11 protein-coding genes are annotated in these 18,628 nt (G+C 61.5%); 8 read left to right on the top strand and 3 right to left on the bottom strand.

What is annotated here, in order from left to right:
* Positions 1 to 264: 264 nt before the first annotated feature.
* On the top strand, positions 265 to 1,050 hold the full coding sequence (locus tag JLDANKMP_RS06615; protein ID WP_212560770.1) for a nucleotide-binding protein: 786 nt from the start codon (positions 265 to 267) through the stop codon (positions 1,048 to 1,050).
* 256 nt (positions 1,051 to 1,306) lie between these two features.
* On the opposite strand, the gene JLDANKMP_RS06610 is transcribed toward JLDANKMP_RS06615, so the two are convergent.
* On the bottom strand, positions 1,307 to 3,082 hold the full coding sequence (locus JLDANKMP_RS06610; protein WP_343237738.1) for a DUF262 domain-containing protein: 1,776 nt from the start codon (positions 3,080 to 3,082) through the stop codon (positions 1,307 to 1,309).
* A gap of 535 nt (positions 3,083 to 3,617) precedes the next feature.
* Between JLDANKMP_RS06610 and JLDANKMP_RS06605 the strand changes: the two genes are divergently transcribed.
* Genes JLDANKMP_RS06605 through JLDANKMP_RS06595 form a run of 3 tightly spaced genes read left to right on the top strand, consistent with a single transcriptional unit; the run spans position 3,618 to position 4,891 of the window.
* On the top strand, positions 3,618 to 4,289 hold the full coding sequence (locus tag JLDANKMP_RS06605; protein WP_138969946.1) for a dienelactone hydrolase family protein: 672 nt from the start codon (positions 3,618 to 3,620) through the stop codon (positions 4,287 to 4,289).
* Complete coding sequence (locus JLDANKMP_RS06600) at positions 4,286 to 4,708, top strand: HIT family protein (protein WP_005410497.1); 423 nt, start codon at positions 4,286 to 4,288, stop codon at positions 4,706 to 4,708. Before JLDANKMP_RS06605 ends, JLDANKMP_RS06600 begins: the two co-directional genes overlap by 4 nt.
* Positions 4,709 to 4,723: 15 nt before the next feature.
* A complete protein-coding gene (locus JLDANKMP_RS06595; RefSeq protein ID WP_005410498.1) occupies positions 4,724 to 4,891 on the top strand; it encodes a DUF5668 domain-containing protein in 168 nt (55 codons plus the stop codon).
* Positions 4,892 to 4,997: 106 nt separating this feature from the next.
* Here the strand turns inward: JLDANKMP_RS06595 and dcd are convergent, their stop codons facing one another.
* Both dcd and apbC read right to left on the bottom strand, forming a co-directional pair.
* On the bottom strand, positions 4,998 to 5,570 hold the full coding sequence (gene dcd, locus JLDANKMP_RS06590; RefSeq protein ID WP_005410499.1) for a dCTP deaminase: 573 nt from the start codon (positions 5,568 to 5,570) through the stop codon (positions 4,998 to 5,000).
* A 78-nt stretch (positions 5,571 to 5,648) separates the two neighbouring features.
* Positions 5,649 to 6,503: an iron-sulfur cluster carrier protein ApbC gene (gene apbC, locus JLDANKMP_RS06585; protein ID WP_024956337.1), complete on the bottom strand. Its 855-nt coding sequence runs from the start codon at positions 6,501 to 6,503 to the stop codon at positions 5,649 to 5,651.
* A 213-nt stretch (positions 6,504 to 6,716) separates the two neighbouring features.
* Between apbC and JLDANKMP_RS06580 the strand changes: the two genes are divergently transcribed.
* The 4 genes from JLDANKMP_RS06580 to JLDANKMP_RS06565 all read left to right on the top strand — a co-directional run bounded on the left by JLDANKMP_RS06580 (position 6,717) and on the right by JLDANKMP_RS06565 (position 18,508).
* Positions 6,717 to 9,524 (top strand): TonB-dependent receptor, encoded by a 2,808-nt coding sequence (locus JLDANKMP_RS06580; protein ID WP_005410501.1) that lies wholly within the window; start codon positions 6,717 to 6,719, stop codon positions 9,522 to 9,524.
* Positions 9,525 to 9,891: 367 nt separating this feature from the next.
* On the top strand, positions 9,892 to 12,714 hold the full coding sequence (locus JLDANKMP_RS06575; RefSeq protein WP_005410502.1) for a TonB-dependent receptor: 2,823 nt from the start codon (positions 9,892 to 9,894) through the stop codon (positions 12,712 to 12,714).
* A gap of 402 nt (positions 12,715 to 13,116) precedes the next feature.
* The gene (locus JLDANKMP_RS06570; protein ID WP_212560769.1) at positions 13,117 to 16,203 is read left to right on the top strand and encodes a carboxypeptidase regulatory-like domain-containing protein; all 3,087 of its coding nucleotides are present in this window, start codon (positions 13,117 to 13,119) and stop codon (positions 16,201 to 16,203) included.
* A 202-nt stretch (positions 16,204 to 16,405) separates the two neighbouring features.
* Positions 16,406 to 18,508, top strand: coding sequence for a M13-type metalloendopeptidase (locus JLDANKMP_RS06565; RefSeq protein WP_212560768.1), 2,103 nt, complete (start codon positions 16,406 to 16,408; stop codon positions 18,506 to 18,508).
* Positions 18,509 to 18,628: the final 120 nt, after the last annotated feature.

Raw genomic sequence — 18,628 nt, 5'->3', positions numbered from 1 at the left:
TCGGTGCGGTTGTCTTTGAAGGGATAACCGTCACCGATGGCGAAGGCCGTCCGGCTCAGCTCGCGGTGGTCGACGGTCAAGGCCGGGTAGTGGCAGCTGGGCCTGCCGTGGCCAGAGCAGCGTGGGCGGCATCAGTCGAGGCGTATCGCAACCATCTGCGCGGTTGTGGGCACCTGCGAGCATTGAAAAACCCCTCAGACTAGGGCGTCCCGCGGCCCATGGTTCCGTTAGACTCGCCCTCAAATCAAAACAGAGGGAAGGGACATGGATGGCATAGGCGTAGCGATGGCAAAGCTTGCTGGCATCAGGAAGGGCCTTATCGCCGCCCTGGACGAAGGTAAGCGGGGCAATCCCGCCAACCCTTTCTTGAAATCCACCTATGCCCATCCAGATGCTTTTCCCTACTTTATGGGCGTCGTCAACCAACTGAAGATTCTTAAAGCTGCGCACCCCGACCTTTTTGGTGACTTTAGGGACATCGCGGTTCTGCCATTGGCAGGAGACAAGGATGGTAGGCCCACTGGAAAGTATGCGCGCTATCAGCTTGAGCGACTGGTTCGATCAATTGATGAAATTTTCGAGATCCGCGCGAATTGCGAGCTGACTATGCCTGCCGCCCTTCCCGCCAAGGTTGAGCCACGTGTATTCCTAAGCCATGGCCGGGCACCAGATTGGCGTCAGGTTCAGTCGTTCATCGAGAAGGATGTTGGTATCCCGACCCTCGAGCTTGCCCAAGAAGCAAACGGCGGCGCCACTATCATGGAAAAGCTGGAGCGCAGCGCAGCCCTATGCGATAGCGCAGTGATTGTCATGACCGGCGACGACGCTGACAGTGATGGCCAAGCTCGCACTCGCGAGAATGTGATGCACGAGATCGGTTATTTCCACGGTCGCTACGGTAGGTCGCGTGTGATCCTCCTGCACGAGGATGGCGTTAGCATTCCCACGAATCTGGCAGGTGTGGTCTACGTGCCATTCCCCAAAGGCCTGATCACTGCGGTGGAGGGCACCCTGACCCGAGAACTGCGCGCAATTTATGGCGCACGATAAAAGTAAATCACGCAAATCTTTGGGGTCCGAATGAAACGAACCCAACTCGGGGCTGAAACCCAAAATTAACCATTTATTCTATTGAATTTTCCACAGAACCTAGCACCCAAAGCATCACTATACTTCAGGCATTTTACCGTCAGGCAGGTGCGGCCCCTAGGGCCGCACCGCCAACCGTTCCAAGTATGTTGGGACGGGATCAATCAAGGAGGGGTACTTCGCCCCCCCTAGTGCGCACGCGAAATGAGACAAGAGCCTAGCGAGCAAACTTTGCGCCGATCTCCGCCGCCATCTTCATCGAAGTAGCCAAAGTCGTCTGATCAACGTTTCGCCAATACATCGAGTCCCCAACTGTGGATGCCTGCGTCTGGGCTGGAACATTAATTATGATCACGCCCAATCCGTAGTACTCGTTGAAATCGATGTGTGCAAGCACATCCTCCTTCAGTGGAGAACTGAGCTGAGACTTAGCAATTTTGTCCCGCCACTTCCCTAGGTACTCCTCCATGGAGATCTTCAGAAGCTCCGCCTCCCTCCTCACGCCAACAACGTAGCGGCGTCCAACCTTTCGCGGCTCGATCCTATCAAGCTCAGCAACTCTCTCCGCGTCGGCGTCCTTATCAGTAACACCGATAAATATCTTCCCCACGCGACCAGGGCCTGCATTGGCGATGGCACAAATCGTATTAATTACCTTATCAAAAACTTCGCCATCGACGTCTCTAGCCGAAGACAGTTGTAGCACCCCCTGCTTCAACTCATAGTTCGCCAACTCAACCTCGGAACGACGAATCATTACATCAATATCGGTCGTCGCCGGATTTCCATATATCTCCTTTTCAACATCCGCCGGAGTAAAGAACTGCGAAATGAGACCCTTGATAGTGTCGATATTTCCTCGCCGACCATCCACCGAGCCGGCCCTACGGCTCGTGATCAAGCGCTCCGTCACATCGGTAATAGCGCGCTTTAGACCCGCGTAATCCGAAACGAGCTTCCTATCTCCAACGATCATCTCATGGAAAGCAATCAATAGAACCGCAAAGATGGCAGGAAATGAATTCGTATTCCTGTCCTTGAATATAATTTCCCTCAATTTTTGATCTTTGCCCGCAGAGCAAACCTTCAATATTTCATCAAGGCAGAACTTAAACTCCTCGGAGAATCGCTCAACACCATAAACATCAAGGGCATTCTTAATGCGAATCGACTCCTCCGAACCATCTGTATATATTTCATCAAGCGCCTCTTTAGAACGCTCAATCGGTCTACCGCCGACAATACAAGCAGCAATGTCAGCGATACACTGCTCATCCATACTGTCGCGCAGCTCAGTGGAACGCAGAATGCCATGGCTTACCCAAACCACGTCCTCGGCCTTTACATCGTAGCCATGCTTTGCCATCGGCAAATCAATACTAATGCTTGGCATCTCGGAGAGGAGCAGCGTACTTGGGGAGGCATCACCTCGAACGCCGCAGGCAAGATTTCGAACCAAATCAGAGAATGCATCACTGACACCTGCTTGACGTCGCTCCTGATCGCTCAAACGGTGCCCATAAGTGTTAATTCTCCCAAATACATCATTCACCTCAGCATCGCTAGCATTTCGCATCACTGAAAGCGCTACGGTATAGTCCAAAATCGTTGAAACCTGGGCTGCAGACAGTAGTGGAGCTTCGGTTGGAGGGGCAAACACCCCAGAGTCAGACCGCGCTTTAGCGGTTGGATAGTGTTCCAGCGCAAAATACTCCCCACCCATCACTGGGAAAGCAACCTCAATAAACGAGACTATTGCATGAAGACGCTGAAGACCGTCGATAATCTCAAAGACACCGGGCTCATCCTTCCGTTCGGCAACAAGAATTGCCGGAATCGGGTACTTATTAAGCACTGAATCGATCAGCTTCTGTTTTTCGACCAACGTCCAGACCAGCTTGCGCTGATATCTGCGATTGACGATCAACTTACCCTGGCTGTACATCCCGTAGAGGGACTGAATTGGAGTAGGTTGAGATGAAAGCTCGGCCACTGCTGGTCCCCCATTAAAATGAAGCCCAACATTAGCACCATCGGACCATCAGCCGCCATAGAACTCGGGACCTAATGCCATTGATTGAAAAAATCAACAGTAAACCGATCACCCAAGCTCGAATTATCATCTGACCTAGCTTGGCGATACTGAATCAATCGCACAAGTTCGAAGCGACGTAAGCCACCTTAAGATGGTCGTAGACGCGTACTCCCCTGCTATTTAGCGCCCCGTCCACAAGCGAGGTTCACTAGCCACCAAAAAGTATAGGTGACACCCCCTTCGGGCAGCCAAGGCTGACGAAGCCGACTTTGGGGTTCAGCTGGGACATGGAATCGCGGGACTCTGGGGGCCTGGGCCCCTGCCGGCATGGCAGGGGTTCCTGGGGGCCGGGGCCTGAAAGGGCGCCAGTATACCGGGGTTGGCGGCCGGGCTCTGAATGGCCAGCCGCCCGATCGCGCACAGCCGCTGACACCGCGCTAACCGGCGCAGCACCGACAATGCAGTCCTGTCCCTGCAACGAGAGTAGATGACGATGGCCGAGTGGATCACCCTGGATACGCACCACGGCGCGGTACGGGCCTGGCAGGCACTCCCCGAGGGCACCGCGCGAGGCGGGCTGGTGGTGGTGCAGGAAATCTTCGGCGCCAACCCGCACATCCGCGGCGTGGCCGAGCGCTTCGCCGCCGAGGGCTATGCGGTGCTGGCACCGTCGTTCTTCGACCTGGTCGATGGCCCCGATGCCGACCCGGACGCCCTGCCCTACGACGCCGACGGCGTGAAGCAGGGCCTGGACCGGGTCAGCGCGCTGGGCATGGAAAAGGCGTTGGAAGTGGTCCGCGCGGCAGCCACCCGGCTTGCCCCCTACGGCAAGGTCGGCACCGTCGGCTACTGCTGGGGCGGTACGGTAGCGATGCTGTCCGCAGTGCGCCTGGGCCTGCCCTCCGTCAGCTACTACGGCGCGCGCAACGTCCAGTTCCTCGATGAGACGCCGAAGGCGCCGGTGATCTTCCACTTCGGCGCCCAGGACCGCAGCATCCCGCCGGAAGCGGTCCAGGCCCATCGCGAGAAGCTGCCGCAGATGGCCACCTTCGTCTATCCGGCCGACCACGCCTTCAACCGGGAGGTCGGACATGCGTATGATCCAGACAGCGCCGCCCTGGCGCTGCAACGCACCCTGGACTTCTTCTCGGAGCATCTTGGATGAGCGAATTCGAACTCGATTCACGCCTGGCCACCGATAGCGTGCTGGTGGCCGAAGGACCGTTGTCGCAAGTGCGGCTGATGAACGACGAACGATTCCCGTGGCTGGTACTGGTACCGCGCCTGGCCGGGGTCACCGAGTGGATCGAGCTGGACGGCGAGCAGCAGGACAAGCTGCGCACCGAGCTCAACCGCGCCTGCAAGGCCCTGAAGGGCGCCGACGGGGTGGAGAAGATCAACATCGGCGCGTTGGGCAACATCGTGCGCCAGCTGCACTTCCACGTGATCGGCCGTCATGACGGTGATCCGGCCTGGCCGGGCCCGGTCTGGGGCAGCGGTCCCGCGCACCGCTACGAAGCGGCCGCACTGGACCAGCATGTCGCCTACTGGAAGGAACGGCTAGGATATCCGGCCCACACCTGAGCCTTCGCCGACCCGATGCGATTCAACCTCGTTGCCGCCATCCTGCTGATCCTGATCGGCCTGTTCATGCTCGCCAGCAACCTCGGCTGGACGCACCTGAACCTGTCCAAGCTGCTGCTGACCTGGTGGCCGGTGGCGCTGGTGGGTGTCGGCATTGCGATGCTGTTCGGGCGCGGAAAATAACGAAGGCGGCGCATTGCGCCGCCCTCGTTCATGCAGAGCCGAGCCATGCTCGGCTGCCCCGCCTTGAAGCCGAGCATGGCTCGGCTCCACAAACCGCCTGCAATCTTCAGGTCCGCGGCAGGGTCACACCGGTCTGGCCCTGGTACTTGCCGCCACGATCGCGGTACGACGTCTCGCAGATGTCATCGGCCGCGGCCTGGAAGAACAGCATCTGTGCAACGCCTTCGTTGGCGTAGATGCGCGCCGGCAGCGGCGTGGTGTTGCTGAATTCCAGGGTGACGTGGCCTTCCCATTCCGGCTCCAGCGGCGTCACGTTGACGATGATGCCGCAGCGCGCATAGGTGCTCTTGCCCAGGCACACCACCAGGGTGTCGCGGGGGATGCGGAAGTACTCGACGGTACGCGCCAGCGCGAAGCTGTTCGGCGGAATGATGCACTCGTCGGCGGTGATGTCGACGAAGCTGCCCGAGTCGAAATGCTTGGGATCGACGATGGTCGAGTTGATGTTGGTGAACACCTTGAACTCGCGCGAGCAGCGCACGTCGTAGCCATAGCTGGACGTGCCGTAGCTGACGATGCGCTCGCCGTTGGCCTGCTTGACCTGCCCTGCCTCGAACGGCTCGATCATGCCGTGCTGCTCGGACATGCGGCGGATCCAACGGTCACTCTTGATGCTCATGCTTTGTCCTGGGGGATACGAGGGGCGCGAGGATTCTAGCAGGGGGCCGGGCATCGCCGACGGACCCGGCCGAGGTGCTTACAGCAGCGAAGACAGGATCGGAATCGACGCCCGCGGGCGCTTGCCCACTTCCTCGATCAGGCGCTGCGCGGCATGGCGGTAGGCCTGCGCCGGCACCGAATCGGGCTGCGCCACGGTGATCGGGGTACCGCTATCGCCCTGCTCGCGGATGCCGATCTGCAGCGGCAGCGATCCCAGCAGCGGCACGCCGTACTGCGCGGCCATGCGCTCGCCACCGCCCTCGCCGAACAGATGCTCGACATGCCCGCAGTGGCTGCAGGTGTGCACGGCCATGTTCTCGACAATGCCCAGCACCGGCACCTCAACCTTCTCGAACATCTTCAGCGCCTTCTTCGCATCCAGCGTGGCGATGTCCTGCGGCGTGGTGACGATCACCGCACCGGCCAGCGGAATCTTCTGGGTCAGGGTCAGCTGGATGTCGCCGGTGCCCGGCGGCAGGTCGATCAGCAGGAAATCCAGGTCATCCCACAGCGTGTCGTTGAACAGCTGGGTCATTGCCGAGGTGGCCATCGGACCGCGCCAGATCATCGGCGTGTCCTCTTCGATCAGGTAACCGATCGACATCGTGTCCACGCCGAACGCGCGCAGGGGCTCGATGCTCTTGTTGTCGGGACTTTCCGGCCGCCCGGACAAGCCCAGCATGGCGGGCACGCTGGGGCCGTAGATGTCCGCGTCCAGCACGCCGACACGTGCGCCCAGCTGCTGCAGCGCCACGGCCAGATTGACCGCGGTGGTCGACTTGCCCACGCCGCCCTTGCCGGAGCCGACCGCGATGACATTGCGGATGCGGGCATGTGGCGTCAGTCCCTTCTGGACCTGGCTGGCATGGGGGCGGCGGGGGGAACTGTTCACAACGGGCACCAGCTGTATCAGGGGGAATAACCCAACATCATACAAGCTGGACGTAGCCTGACTGAAATTCAGGATTGCTACAGATTCGTGCACAGATTGTTAAGTTCATGTTACGTTCCTGAAGCACTGTTTTGGGCTGCGGAGCTGGTTTCCAGCGCGCACGATGGCGCATGCGCAGTGCCGATTTTTGTTTTTGCTCTCTATTGGAACTACATGAAATACGCAAGCAACACCGCACGTCGCAACACGCTCGCCGTCGCCCTGATTTCCGCCCTGATGGCCGCCGCCCCGGCAATGGCCCAGGACAAGGCGACCAACCTGGACAAGATCACCGTCACCGGTTCGCTGATCCCGCAGACCCAGGTTGAAACCCAGACCCCGGTGATGTCCATCACCGCCGAAGACATCCAGACCCGCGGCTTCAGCAGCGTTGCTGAAGTGCTGCAGCAGTCCTCGCTGACCACCGGCGGCCTGCAGGGTGGCCAGACCTCGGGTTCGTTCACCCAGGGCGCTGAAGCAGCCGGCATGTTCGGCCTGAACCCGGGTTACACCAAGTACCTGATCAACGGCCGCCCGATGCTCTCGTATCCGGCGCTGTACAACGGTAGCGACACCTTCAACAACATCAGCGGCATTCCGATCGACATCGTCGAGCGCATCGAAGTGCTGCCCGGTGGCCAGTCCTCGCTGTACGGCTCGGACGCGATCGCCGGTGTGGTCAACATCATCCTGAAGGAGCGCATGGACGGCGGTACGATGACCGTCCGTGGCGGCACCTACACCGAAGGCGGCGGCAGCAACATCCGCTTCAGCGCAGCCAAGGGCTTCAACGCGTTCGACGACCGCTTCCACGCGCTGGTCAACGTGCAGATCGAGAACGGCAGCCCGATCTGGGGCTACCAGCGTGACATCACCAAGCAGAACAACCCGGTCGGCTACACCGCGCAGGTGCCGTCGAACGACTTCGCCGTCATCACCAATGCAGACAACAAGCTGCTGATGATGGACCCGAGCCGCTGCGCCAACGTGGCAGGCCTGTACGACGGCACCACCGTCGTCGGCAAGCGCGCGTCGGGCGAGTCCTGCGGTTCGGTGTACAGCGCCGGCTACAAGACCCTGAAGAACGGCAAGAACAGCGGCCAGTTCTACTCGTCGATGACCTTCGACGTGAACGACAACTTCCAGCTGTTCGCCGACGTGCTGTACAGCAAGGAAAAGACCGAGTTCACCTCCGGCTCCAGCGCCCTGTGGTGGGGCACGAAGTCGGTCATGGGTGGCTTCTACGACCAGGGCGCAGGCAAGGTCGTGAACCTGCAGCGCGCCTTCGCGCCGGAGGAGATCGGCGCGGGCGACTACAACAACATCCTGAACTCCGATGAGAGCCGCGCCTACCAGGTCACGCTGGGCGGCAAGGGCATGGTCGGCGACTGGGATTACAGCGCCAGCTTCACCCGTGGCGAGTACCGCCTGGACCAGAACCGCTTCGTGCGCTGGAAGGACAAGATCGAGGACTTCTTCGGCCAGACCGTGCTGGGCCCGCGCCTGGGCACCTACACCGACCCGAAGGACCCGACCGCCACGTTCGGCATCTACAACCCGAACTACGCCGCCTTCTACTCGCCGATCACCCCGGACCAGTTCGCCAGCTTCACCGGCTACGGCACCCACCGCAGCAAGACCTGGCAGAACCTGGGTCGCGTGCAGGTGACCAACGGCTCGCTGTTCAGCCTGCCGGGCGGTGACGCCGGCCTGGCCGTCGTGCTGGAAGGTGGCAGCGAAGGTTGGGACTACTCGCCGGACCAGGCCTTCGTCGACGGCAACGTGTGGGGCACCACCGCCGTCGCGGGCGCCGGCCACCGCAGCAACTACGCGGTCACCAGCGAACTGCGCATGCCGCTGCTGGAGAAGCTGACCGTCAGCGCCTCGGGCCGTTATGACGCGTTCAAGATCGCCGACAAGACCGTCGACAAGGCCACTTACAGCATCGGTCTGGAATTCCGTCCGATCGAGAGCCTGCTGCTGCGCGGCAAGTACGGCACCGCCTTCCGTGCACCGACCCTGTCCGATGCCTTCCAGGGCATGAGCGGCTCGTACTCGTCCGGCCAGAACGACTACTACCGCTGCAGCCAGCTGGGCTACGGCCTGCGTGACGAGGCCTGCTCGTTCTACAAGAACACCTCGGTGTACAGCGAAAAGTCCGGCAATCCGGACCTGAAGCCGATCACCGCCGACGTGTGGAGCGCAGGCGTGGTGTGGGCCCCGGTGAGCAACTTCTCGCTGTCGGCCGACTACTACAACTGGAAGATCAAGAACGAGGTCAAGACCCTCAGCACCGACCAGCTGCTGCTGGCCGAGTACCAGTGCCACAACGGGCTGCCGAACAACACCTCGGCCAGCTGCCAGAACGTCACCGACTGGGTGTCGCGCGATGCCGGCGGCAACCTGACCCGGGTGTACACGCCGAAGCTCAACGTCGCCAGCCAGAACCTGGAAGCGGTGACGGTGGCGGCCAAGTACCAGCAGGATATCGGCCGCTTCGGCTCGCTGATGTTCTCCGGCAACTACACGAACATGCTGAAGCGTGAAGTGCAGCCGATGCCGGGCGCCGCCAAGCTCGACCTGCTGAGCGATCCGTACAACATGTGGTACTACGACAACTTCGCCAAGGTCCGTGGCGATCTGTCGGTGGCCTGGAACATCGCCAAGTTCACCACCACCGTGTACGCCAACTACGTTGGCAGCACCCCGAACTACCTGGCCTACACCGGCCGCAGCTACGGCTATGTCCACTCTTCCGGCGCCAAGGCCGGCAAGTGGGGTTCGTACACCACGTACAACCTGAGCATGAACTACCAGGCACAGGACGATCTGGTCCTGTCGCTGATGGTCAACAACGTGTTCAACAAGCTGCCGGAAGGCCAGCGCTACAACTACCCGGGCAACGAATCGACCCCGTTCAATGACGGCTTCTACAGCGTCTACGGCCGCCAGATCTCGGCCCAGGTCAAGTACAACTTCTGATCCCGTCGTTTTCCGGACTTCGTGTCTGGACCAGGCCCCGCTTCGGCGGGGCCTTTTTTTTTTTTTTCCTTCTATGCGGCATGGGGAAAGCCCGCGACGTATCGATTGTTAATGTCAGTTGAATTTATCAAGTATTCATTTTCCCTGCTTTCCGATAATCCGGAAAAGGGCAGAAATGCCTGTGGAGAAGGGGCTTTTCACCAAGCGCGCAACCGTCCGTCACCGACCGTTACAGAACTGCGCAAGGCACGTTAAGCGTGTGTTACGTTGACGCCACGCCGCCAAACCGCATAGGCAAGGCAGCTGAACAGAATCGAAATCCCAGGAAAGGGATACACGCGTCATCACGATCACACGGAGTAATCGCATGTCTCGTCGTCGCTTCGCATTCTCGCACCACCCGCTCACCCACGCCGTCGCCTGCGGCTTGTTGCTGGCCGGCAGCAGCGCCACCGTACTCGCCCAGGACAGCAGCAAGGCCGCGACCAACCTCGACCGGGTCACGGTCACCGGCTCGCTGATCCCGCAGACGCAGATCGAAAACCAGACGCCGGTGCTGACCATCAGCGCCGAGGCGATTCAGGCGCGCGGTTTCTCCAGCGTTGCCGAAGTGTTGCAGCAGTCCTCGTTGACCACCGGCGGCCTGCAAGGCGGCCAGACCTCGGCATCCTTCACCCAGGGTGCTGAAGCGGCTGGCATGTTCGGCTTGAACCCGGGCTACACCAAGTACCTGATCAACGGCCGCCCGATGCTCTCGTATCCGGCGCTGTACAACGGCAGCGACGCGTTCAACAACATCAGCGGCATCCCCATCGACATCGTCGACCGCATCGAGGTGCTGCCCGGTGGCCAGTCATCCCTGTACGGTTCGGACGCGATCGCCGGCGTGGTCAACATCATCCTCAAGGAACGCATGGACGGCGGCACGCTGAACGTGCGCGGCGGCGCCTATTCCGATGGCGGTGGCGCCAGCTTCCGCGTGAGCGGCGCCAATGGCTTCAACAGCAAGGACGATCGCTTCCGCGCCCTGGTCAATGTGCAGTATGAAAAGACCAACCCGATCTGGGGTTACCAGCGCGACATCACCAAGCAGAACAATCCGCATGGCTACACGCGCCAGCTGCCCTCGAACGACTTCCTGGTCTTCGACGCGGACACCAATGATTTCCTGATGATGGATCCGAACAACTGCGCCGGCGTTTCCGGCCAGTTCGGCGGCACCACCATCCTCGGTACGCGCCGCGCTGGACAATCCTGCGGCTCCGCGTTCGGTGCGGGTTACAAGACGATCAAGAACAGCAAGGAAAGCAGCCAGTTCTATTCGTCGCTGACCTACGATGTGAATGACAACCTGCAGCTGTTCGGCGATGTCCTCTACAGCTACGAAACCGTCAAGTACAACACCGGTGCCGGCTACAACTACTGGGGCACGGACATCAGCATGGGTCCGTTCTTCGATCAGTCCAGTGGTCGCTATCTGGGGCTGCAACGCGTGTTCGCACCCGAAGACATCGGCGGCATTGGCTACCGCGACATCATGAATACCGACCGCAGCAAGTCCTATCAGGTCACGCTCGGTGCACGCGGCGCGATCGGCAGCAACTGGGACTACGAGGCCAGCGTCACCCGCGGCGAGTACAAGCTCAACGAGCGTGGCTATGCACGCTGGAACGACCCGATCAACAACTGGTTCGCCGACAACGTGCTGGGACCGGTGCTGGGCCAGACCGACGACGGCTACAACATCTACAACCCGAACTGGGGCGCCTTCTATTCCCAGCTGCCGCAAGGGGCCTTCCAGAGCTTCACCGGCTTCACCACCAGCCGCAGCCGCACCTGGCAGACCCAGACCCGCGCGCAGATCACCAACAGCTCGCTGTTCAAGCTGCCCGGTGGCGACGCTGGCTTCGCCGCCGTGGTTGAAGGCGGCAGCGAAGGGTGGAACTACACGCCGGACGTGCGCCTGACCGACGGCACGGTGTTCGGTACCACCTCGGTGGCGGGCAACGGCCATCGCAGCAACTACGCTGTCACCAGCGAACTGCGTCTGCCGTTGCATGACATGCTGACGGTCACCGCTTCCGGCCGCTACGACAACTTCAAGATCGCCGGCCATACCGTAGACAAGCCCACCTACAGCATCGGCCTCGAGTTCCGCCCCTTCGAAAGCCTGCTGGTCCGCGGCAAGTACGGCACCGCGTTCCGCGCCCCGTCCCTGCCCGATGCCTTCCAGGGCAAGAGCGGCTACTACGCCAATGGGTCCAAGGATTACTACCGCTGTGGCCAGCTCGGGTTCGATCCGTCCAACACGGTCGACTGCCGCTACGGCAGCGTGTCGGTGTTCGGCACCCAGTCGGGCAATCCGGAGCTGAAGCCGATTACCGCCGATGTGTGGAACGCGGGCCTGGTGTGGGCGCCGATCAACAACCTGTCGGTGTCCCTGGACTACTACAACTGGAAGATCAAGAACGAGGTCAACACCCTCAGCTCCGACCAGTTGCTGCTGGCCGAGTACTACTGCCGCAACGGCCTGACCAACACCGCCGGCGCCACCTGCGAGGAAGTGGCCAACTGGGTCACCCGTGATGCCACCGGCGCGCTGGAGGAGATCTACACGCCGAAGCTGAACGTGGCACGGCAGAACCTCGAGGCGGTCACTGCCAGCTTCAAGTACGTACAGGACATCGGTCGCTTCGGTTCGCTGCAGTTCTCCAGCAACTACACCAACATGCTCAAGCGTGAACTGCAGCCGCAGCTCAACGACCCGTTCCTGGATCTGCTGGGCAACCCGTACGCAATGTGGGTGTACGACTCCTACGCCAAGGTCCGGGCTGACGGCTCGATCGGCTGGGCGATCGACAAGTTCACCACCACGCTGTACTTCAATTACATCGGCCGCACGCCGAACTACCTGTCCTACCTGGGCCGTGGCTATGACTATGTCGATCCGACGTCCGGCTACAAGGCTGGCAAGTGGGGCTCTTACACGACGTACAACCTGAGCGTGAACTACCGCGCGATGGACAACCTGACGTTCTCGCTGATGGTCAACAACCTGTTCAACAAGGTGCCGGACAACCAGCAGCACTCCTACGCGGGCAACATCGACGTGCCGTACAACAACTCCCTGTACAACGCCTACGGACGGGCGATCTACGTCCAGGCCCAGTACGACTTCGGCAGGAAGTAAGCGCAGCCAAGCGCACATGGAAGCAGAAGCCCCGCTCCGGCGGGGCTTTTTTTTGCCTGCGTGGGTCTTCCACCGCATCTCTCCGGATGCTGCGCGTCGGTGACCATCCCCGATCGTTCGCGGCTGCATTCATGAATGTCAGAAAAATATGACAATTCCACCTCATGCAGCGATCGCGTCGCCCATCACACGACAATGATTTTAGATGCATTTTCCCAGAACTTAGCTTCAGTATGTCGAATTTAGCAACCCAGGGCTTTTCCAAGTCTTCTCACCTGAAAAATTTCATTCAGGATTCATTGCATTTTTGTTCACGAGGCATTTATAAATGAGGCACGCCGTTTGTGACCGCGTTCCTGTTTGGCCACGAGGCGCACCCACTACACCCCGGAGAGAGTCCTGATGCAAACGAAGTTCTGGCGCCGCGCGGCGCTGGCTACCGCCCTGTCTGGTTGCCTTTTCTCGATCGCCCACGCTCAGTCCGTGACCGGTTACATCTACGGCCAGGCGCCGGCCGGCACGGGTTCGAGCGTGGTTGTCCGCAACCTGGGGACCGGCGCCACGCGCACCCTGCCGGTTGATGCCAATGGTCGTTACCGCGTGTCCGACCTGCCCAACGGCCGCTACTCGGTGGAACTGCGCCGTGACGGTGCCACGGTCACGACACAGAATGACGTGGCGGTCAACATCGCCTCCGGCACCGAGGTCTCCTTCGCCGGCGGCAAGGCGACTGATCTGGACGGCATCGTGGTGCGCGCCGCGTCGATGGCATCGATCGACGTTTCGCAGGTCGATACCCGGACCGTCTTCAGCTACGAAGACCTGCGCAGCCTTCCGCTGCCGCGCGACATCACTGCTGTTGCCCTGCTGGCACCCGGTGCGATCGCCAGCAACAGCTACAGCGGCGTACCCAGCTTCGGCGGTTCTGCTGCGTCGGAGAATGCCTATTACATCAACGGCTTTGCGGTAACCAACCCGCTGACCAGCATCGGCTCGACCACACTGCCCTTTGAGGCCATCGCCCAGGAACAGGTCCTCACCGGCGGCTATGGCGCGGACTTTGGGCGCTCCACCGGTGGCGTGGTCAACATCGTGACCCGTCGCGGCACCAACGAATGGAAGGCCGGCGCGTACGAGATCTGGAGCCCGGAATCGCTGCGTGCATCTCCGCGCAACATGTATTACGCCAACACCGGCCACTTCACCGCCAATGATCCGCGCGGCGCGGCTTACCAGACCGATGGCAAGCTGTATCAGTACCGCAACAAGAACAACTCCTGGCAGAACACCACCGGTGCCTATGTCGGCGGCCCGATCGTCCAGGACAAGCTGTTCTTCTTCGTCAACGGCGAGTTCACCAAGACTGACGGCACCAGCGCCCGCTACGCGACCAACACCAGCCCGGCCAACCTGACCCGCGGTTGGAACGAGTACACCTATGAATATCCGCGCTGGACGGCGAAGATCGACTGGAACATCACCGACAACCACGTCATCGAGCTGACAGGTGTGTCTGACGTTACCAAGTACGACGCCGAGTACTACTCGTTCGACTACAACAAGTTCACACATGGCGACGTGCAGACCGGCGGCATCAGCACCAAGGAAGACTCCAAACTCTACATCGGCAAGTACACCGGCTACCTGACCGACAACCTGACCCTGTCGGCGCTGTACGGTCGCCAGAAGATCGAACACTCGCAGGGCCTGTACAACTACGACGCAAGCTGCCCGTACATCAGTGCCGGAACCACTGCACGCGTGCCGGGCCTGAACTACAGCGGCTGCCAGAGCACGACCTCGCTGGTCAACGCCGACGGCGCCTTCGACGAGACCAAGGGCGGGCGTATCGACCTGACCTGGCGTCTGGGCAACCATGAACTCCGCTTCGGCTTCGACCGCCAGGATGCAGAGTCGCTGACCGGCACCGAGTATCCGGGTGGCTACGGCTGGATCTATCGTCGCTCCACCAACCCGAACACCCCGATCGATGCATCGCACGGCGTGAGCTCGGCAGCTTCCGGTGGCGGCCTGGGCGCACAGGGCTACTACGTCTATCGCCTTTACAGCACCAAGCTGGCACAGCCGAAGACCGAGCAGGCCTCGCAGTACATCGAAGACCGCTGGCAGGTTTCGGACAACGTTTTGCTATCGCTGGGTCTGCGCAACGAACAGTTCACCAACTACACCGGCACGGGCGAGAAGTATGCGAGCCAGAAGACGCAGCTGGCACCGCGTCTGGGCGTGGCCTGGGACGTTCATGGCGACTCGTCGCTGAAGTTGTTCGCCAATGCCGGTCGCTACCACCTGGCCATGCCGAACAACGTGGCAGTGCGTGCAGCCTCCGGCTCGCTCAACACCAACGAGTACTTCACCTACACCGGCGTCGATCCGACCACCGGTGCACCGACGGGGCTCAATTCCATTCCGGTCGATGCCTCGAAGGGGTACCTGTGCCCGGGCACCAACGCTGTCGCCAGCAACCTGGAATGCGGCAGTGCGCCGAATCCGCGCACCTTGGCCGCAGTGGACATGAAGTCGCACTACCAGGACGAGTACATCATTGGCATGGAGCAGCAGCTTGCGGCTGATACCGTCTGGGGCGCGAAGTTCACCTACCGCGAACTGAAGAGCGCGATCGACGACACCTGCACCCCCGCGCTGGGCGGCGCATGCTTCCTGTTCAACCCCGGCGTGGGCAACACCTTCTGGGAAGAACAGGCCGATGGCAGCTACGAGAAGGTGCACTATTCGGCAGCTGACCTTGGCCTGCCCAAGCTCAAGCGCAAGTACTACGCGCTGGATCTGTTCCTGGAGAAGCGTACGGACAACTGGTACGGCAAGGTCATGTACACCTTCAGCCGCAACTACGGCAATACCGAAGGCCAGCTGAACTCCGACCTGGATACCGGTACCGGTGGCCAGGAAGATGTGTCGGTCACCCAGGACTGGGATCTGCCGCAGCTGATGCAGGGCGCCAATGGGCTGCTGCCGAACCACCGTGGCCATGTGCTCAAGGCGTTCGGCTACATGAAGCTGACCCCCGAGTGGCGCGTGGGTGGCAGCCTGACCGTTGCCGAAGGTCGTCCGAACAACTGCACCAGCATGTACCCGACCCCAGACAAGGGCCTCTACGATGGCTCCTACTATTGGTACTGCGGCCTGCCGGGCAGCGGCACCACACCGGGCACGGCCGGTTACGTGCCGCCGTCGGCGGACTACGGTTCCTCGCCGCGCGGTTCGCACGGCAAGGCGCCGTGGCAGTTCAACCTGGGGCTGAATGTCGCGTACACGCCGGATTGGGCGAAGGGCCTGACCCTGCAGGCCGATGTGATCAACGTGCTGAATCGCCAGGTGGCTGGCAGCACGTACTCGCGTTACGCCGCCTCGCCGTACCGCGGCGCAGCGGACTACAACCCGGAGTACGGTCGTGACCTGAACTACTCGACCCCGCGCTACTTCCGCTTCACTGCCCGATACGATTTCTGATCATCCGGCAGCATCGTTGACCCCGAGGGCCCGTGCGATCCGCACGGGCCCTTCTTTTTTCCTTTCGTGGCGCGTCGCCGTCGGCCCCTTGCGCCCGGCCATGACCTTCGACACCCTTGCAGGGCAGGCCGGCGGCGTATCGTTCGGCCCACGGCCGTCCCTGCGGCCCTTCCCTGACTCACTCGGCCTGGAGGCCATCAAAGTGACCCGTACTCCCAAGATCGTGCTGCTGACCCTGGCCGTTTCGGCCGCGCTGGTTGGCTGCGGCAAGAACGAAACCCCGGCCAAGGACGCCACCGCCTCCACGCCGGCTGCGGCCGAAGCCACCCAGTACACCCTGGACGAGAGCAAGCTGCCGGCCTACAACGCCTTCCAGCCCAGCGACCTCGATACCAGCAAGGACGCCTGCGGCGCCTTCGGCGACTACGTCAACAGCAAGTGGCTGGCCGCCAATGAAATCCCGGGCGACCGCACCAGCTGGGGCGCGTTCACCATCCTCGACGAGCGCTCGGTGGCCGTGCAGCACCAGCTGGCCGAGCAGGTGGCACAGGTGAAGACTCCGAACCACATCGAGAAGATCGTCGGCGACCTGTGGGCCACCGGCATGGACGAGGCCAAGATCAACGCCCAGGGCATCGAGCCGCTGAAGGCCGACCTGACCGTGATCGATGGCCTGCAGGACAAGGCGGCCATCGCTAATTACCTGCGCTCCAGCGCCGCCAAGGGTGACAACGTCCTGTTCGGCTTCGGCGCCGAAGCCGACTTCAAGAACTCGGCCGTGAACATGGCCTACGCCAGCCAGGGCGGCCTGGGCCTGCCGGACAGCACCTACTACACCGATGCCAAGAACGCCGACAAGCTGAAGGCCTACCAGGCGCACGTCGCCAAGGTGCTGGAGTTGTCCGGCGTCGCTGCTGCCGACGCTGCCAAGCAGGCCGAGGACGTGGTCAAGTTCGAAACCCGCCTGGCCAAGGCGTCCAAGTCGCGCGTCGAACTGTCGCGCAACGTCGAGCTGTACTACAACCCGGTCACCGTGGCCGACGCGGACAAGCTGACCCCGAACTTCAGCTGGACCGAGTTCTTCAAGTCGCAGGGCGTGGCCGCACCGGAGAAGTTCTCGCTGGCCATGCCGGCCTTCCATGAGGAAGTGAGCAAGGCGCTGGGCGACACCGATCCGTCGGTGTGGCGTGCCTACCTGCGCTTCCACACCGTGGACAGCGCCTCGCCGTACCTGGCCGACGCCTTCGTGCAGGAGAACTACGAGTTCTACGGCAAGACCCTCAACGGCCAGAAGGAGCAGAAGCCGCGCTGGAAGCGTGTGCTGGGCACCATCGAGAATGACGCCGGTGAAGCCTTCGGCCAGCTGTACGTGAAGGTGGCCTTCTCGCCGGAAGCCAAGGCGAAGATGGAAGAACTGGTGAAGAACCTGGCCGCCTCGCTGAAGGACCGCATCCAGGGCCTGAGCTGGATGAGCGATGAAACCAAGGCCAAGGCCATCGCCAAGTGGGAAACCTTCACCCCGAAGATCGGCTACCCGGACAAGTGGCGTGACTGGTCGGGCCTGCAGACCCAGCGCGACAGCTTCCTGGGCAACGTGCGCGCGGCCAACGAATTCAACTACAAGTTCAACCTGTCCAAGATCGGCAAGCCGGTGGACAAGACCGAGTGGGGCATGACCCCGCAGACGGTCAACGCCTACTACAACCCGCTGCAGAACGAGATCGTGTTCCCGGCCGCCATCCTGCAGCCGCCGTTCTTCGATCCGAAGGCCGACGACGCACTGAACTACGGCGGCATCGGCGCGGTGATCGGCCACGAAATGACCCACGGTTACGACGACCAGGGCGCACGTTTCGGGCCGACCGGCAACATGGAAGACTGGTGGACCGCCGCTGACAAGAAGAACTTCGAAGGCCTGACCGGCAAGCTGGTCAAGCAGTTCGACCAGTACAAGGTCGACGGCCAGGCGGTGAACGGCCACCTGACCCTGGGTGAGAACATCGCCGACCTGGGCGGCCTGGCTACCGCCTACGATGCCCTGCAGAAGGCCAGCGCCGGCAAGGAAGACCCGAAGGTGGACGGCTTCACCCGCGACCAGCGCTTCTTCTTCAACTGGGCCACCGTGTGGCGCACCAAGTACACCCCGGAGAACGCCAAGGTCCGCCTGGCGACCGACCCGCACGCCCCCGCGCAGTTCCGCGCCATGGGTGCGCCGTCGAACCTGCCGACCTTCGCGGCCGCGTTCCAGTGCAAGGCCGGTTCGCCGATGGCCCGCAGCGGCGACCAGCAGGTGGTGATCTGGTAAGCCACGGCTGACGCCGCGGCAGACCTGCAGAGGTCCGGGAATTCCCGGGCCTTTGTTTTTCCGGGGTGTTTTTCATCCACACATGGTGTGGATCCAATGATCTCGGCGCTCCCCGCTAGC

The organism is Stenotrophomonas sp. PE591, assembly GCF_018320795.1.
GTDB classification, from domain to species: Bacteria; Pseudomonadota; Gammaproteobacteria; order Xanthomonadales; family Xanthomonadaceae; genus Stenotrophomonas; species Stenotrophomonas maltophilia.
Note: the sequence above shows the minus strand (reverse complement) of the source record. Positions and strands in the feature narration are given on the sequence as shown.

Coding starts and splice junctions, on each gene's coding strand:
- JLDANKMP_RS06615 (WP_212560770.1), top strand. CDS start 265: ATGGATGGCATAGGCGTAGCGATGGCAAAGCTTGCTGGCATCAGGAAG.
- dcd (WP_005410499.1), bottom strand. CDS start 5,570: ATGAGCATCAAGAGTGACCGTTGGATCCGCCGCATGTCCGAGCAGCAC.
- JLDANKMP_RS06605 (WP_138969946.1), top strand. CDS start 3,618: ATGGCCGAGTGGATCACCCTGGATACGCACCACGGCGCGGTACGGGCC.
- JLDANKMP_RS06600 (WP_005410497.1), top strand. CDS start 4,286: ATGAGCGAATTCGAACTCGATTCACGCCTGGCCACCGATAGCGTGCTG.
- JLDANKMP_RS06595 (WP_005410498.1), top strand. CDS start 4,724: ATGCGATTCAACCTCGTTGCCGCCATCCTGCTGATCCTGATCGGCCTG.
- JLDANKMP_RS06570 (WP_212560769.1), top strand. CDS start 13,117: ATGCAAACGAAGTTCTGGCGCCGCGCGGCGCTGGCTACCGCCCTGTCT.
- JLDANKMP_RS06575 (WP_005410502.1), top strand. CDS start 9,892: ATGTCTCGTCGTCGCTTCGCATTCTCGCACCACCCGCTCACCCACGCC.
- JLDANKMP_RS06580 (WP_005410501.1), top strand. CDS start 6,717: ATGAAATACGCAAGCAACACCGCACGTCGCAACACGCTCGCCGTCGCC.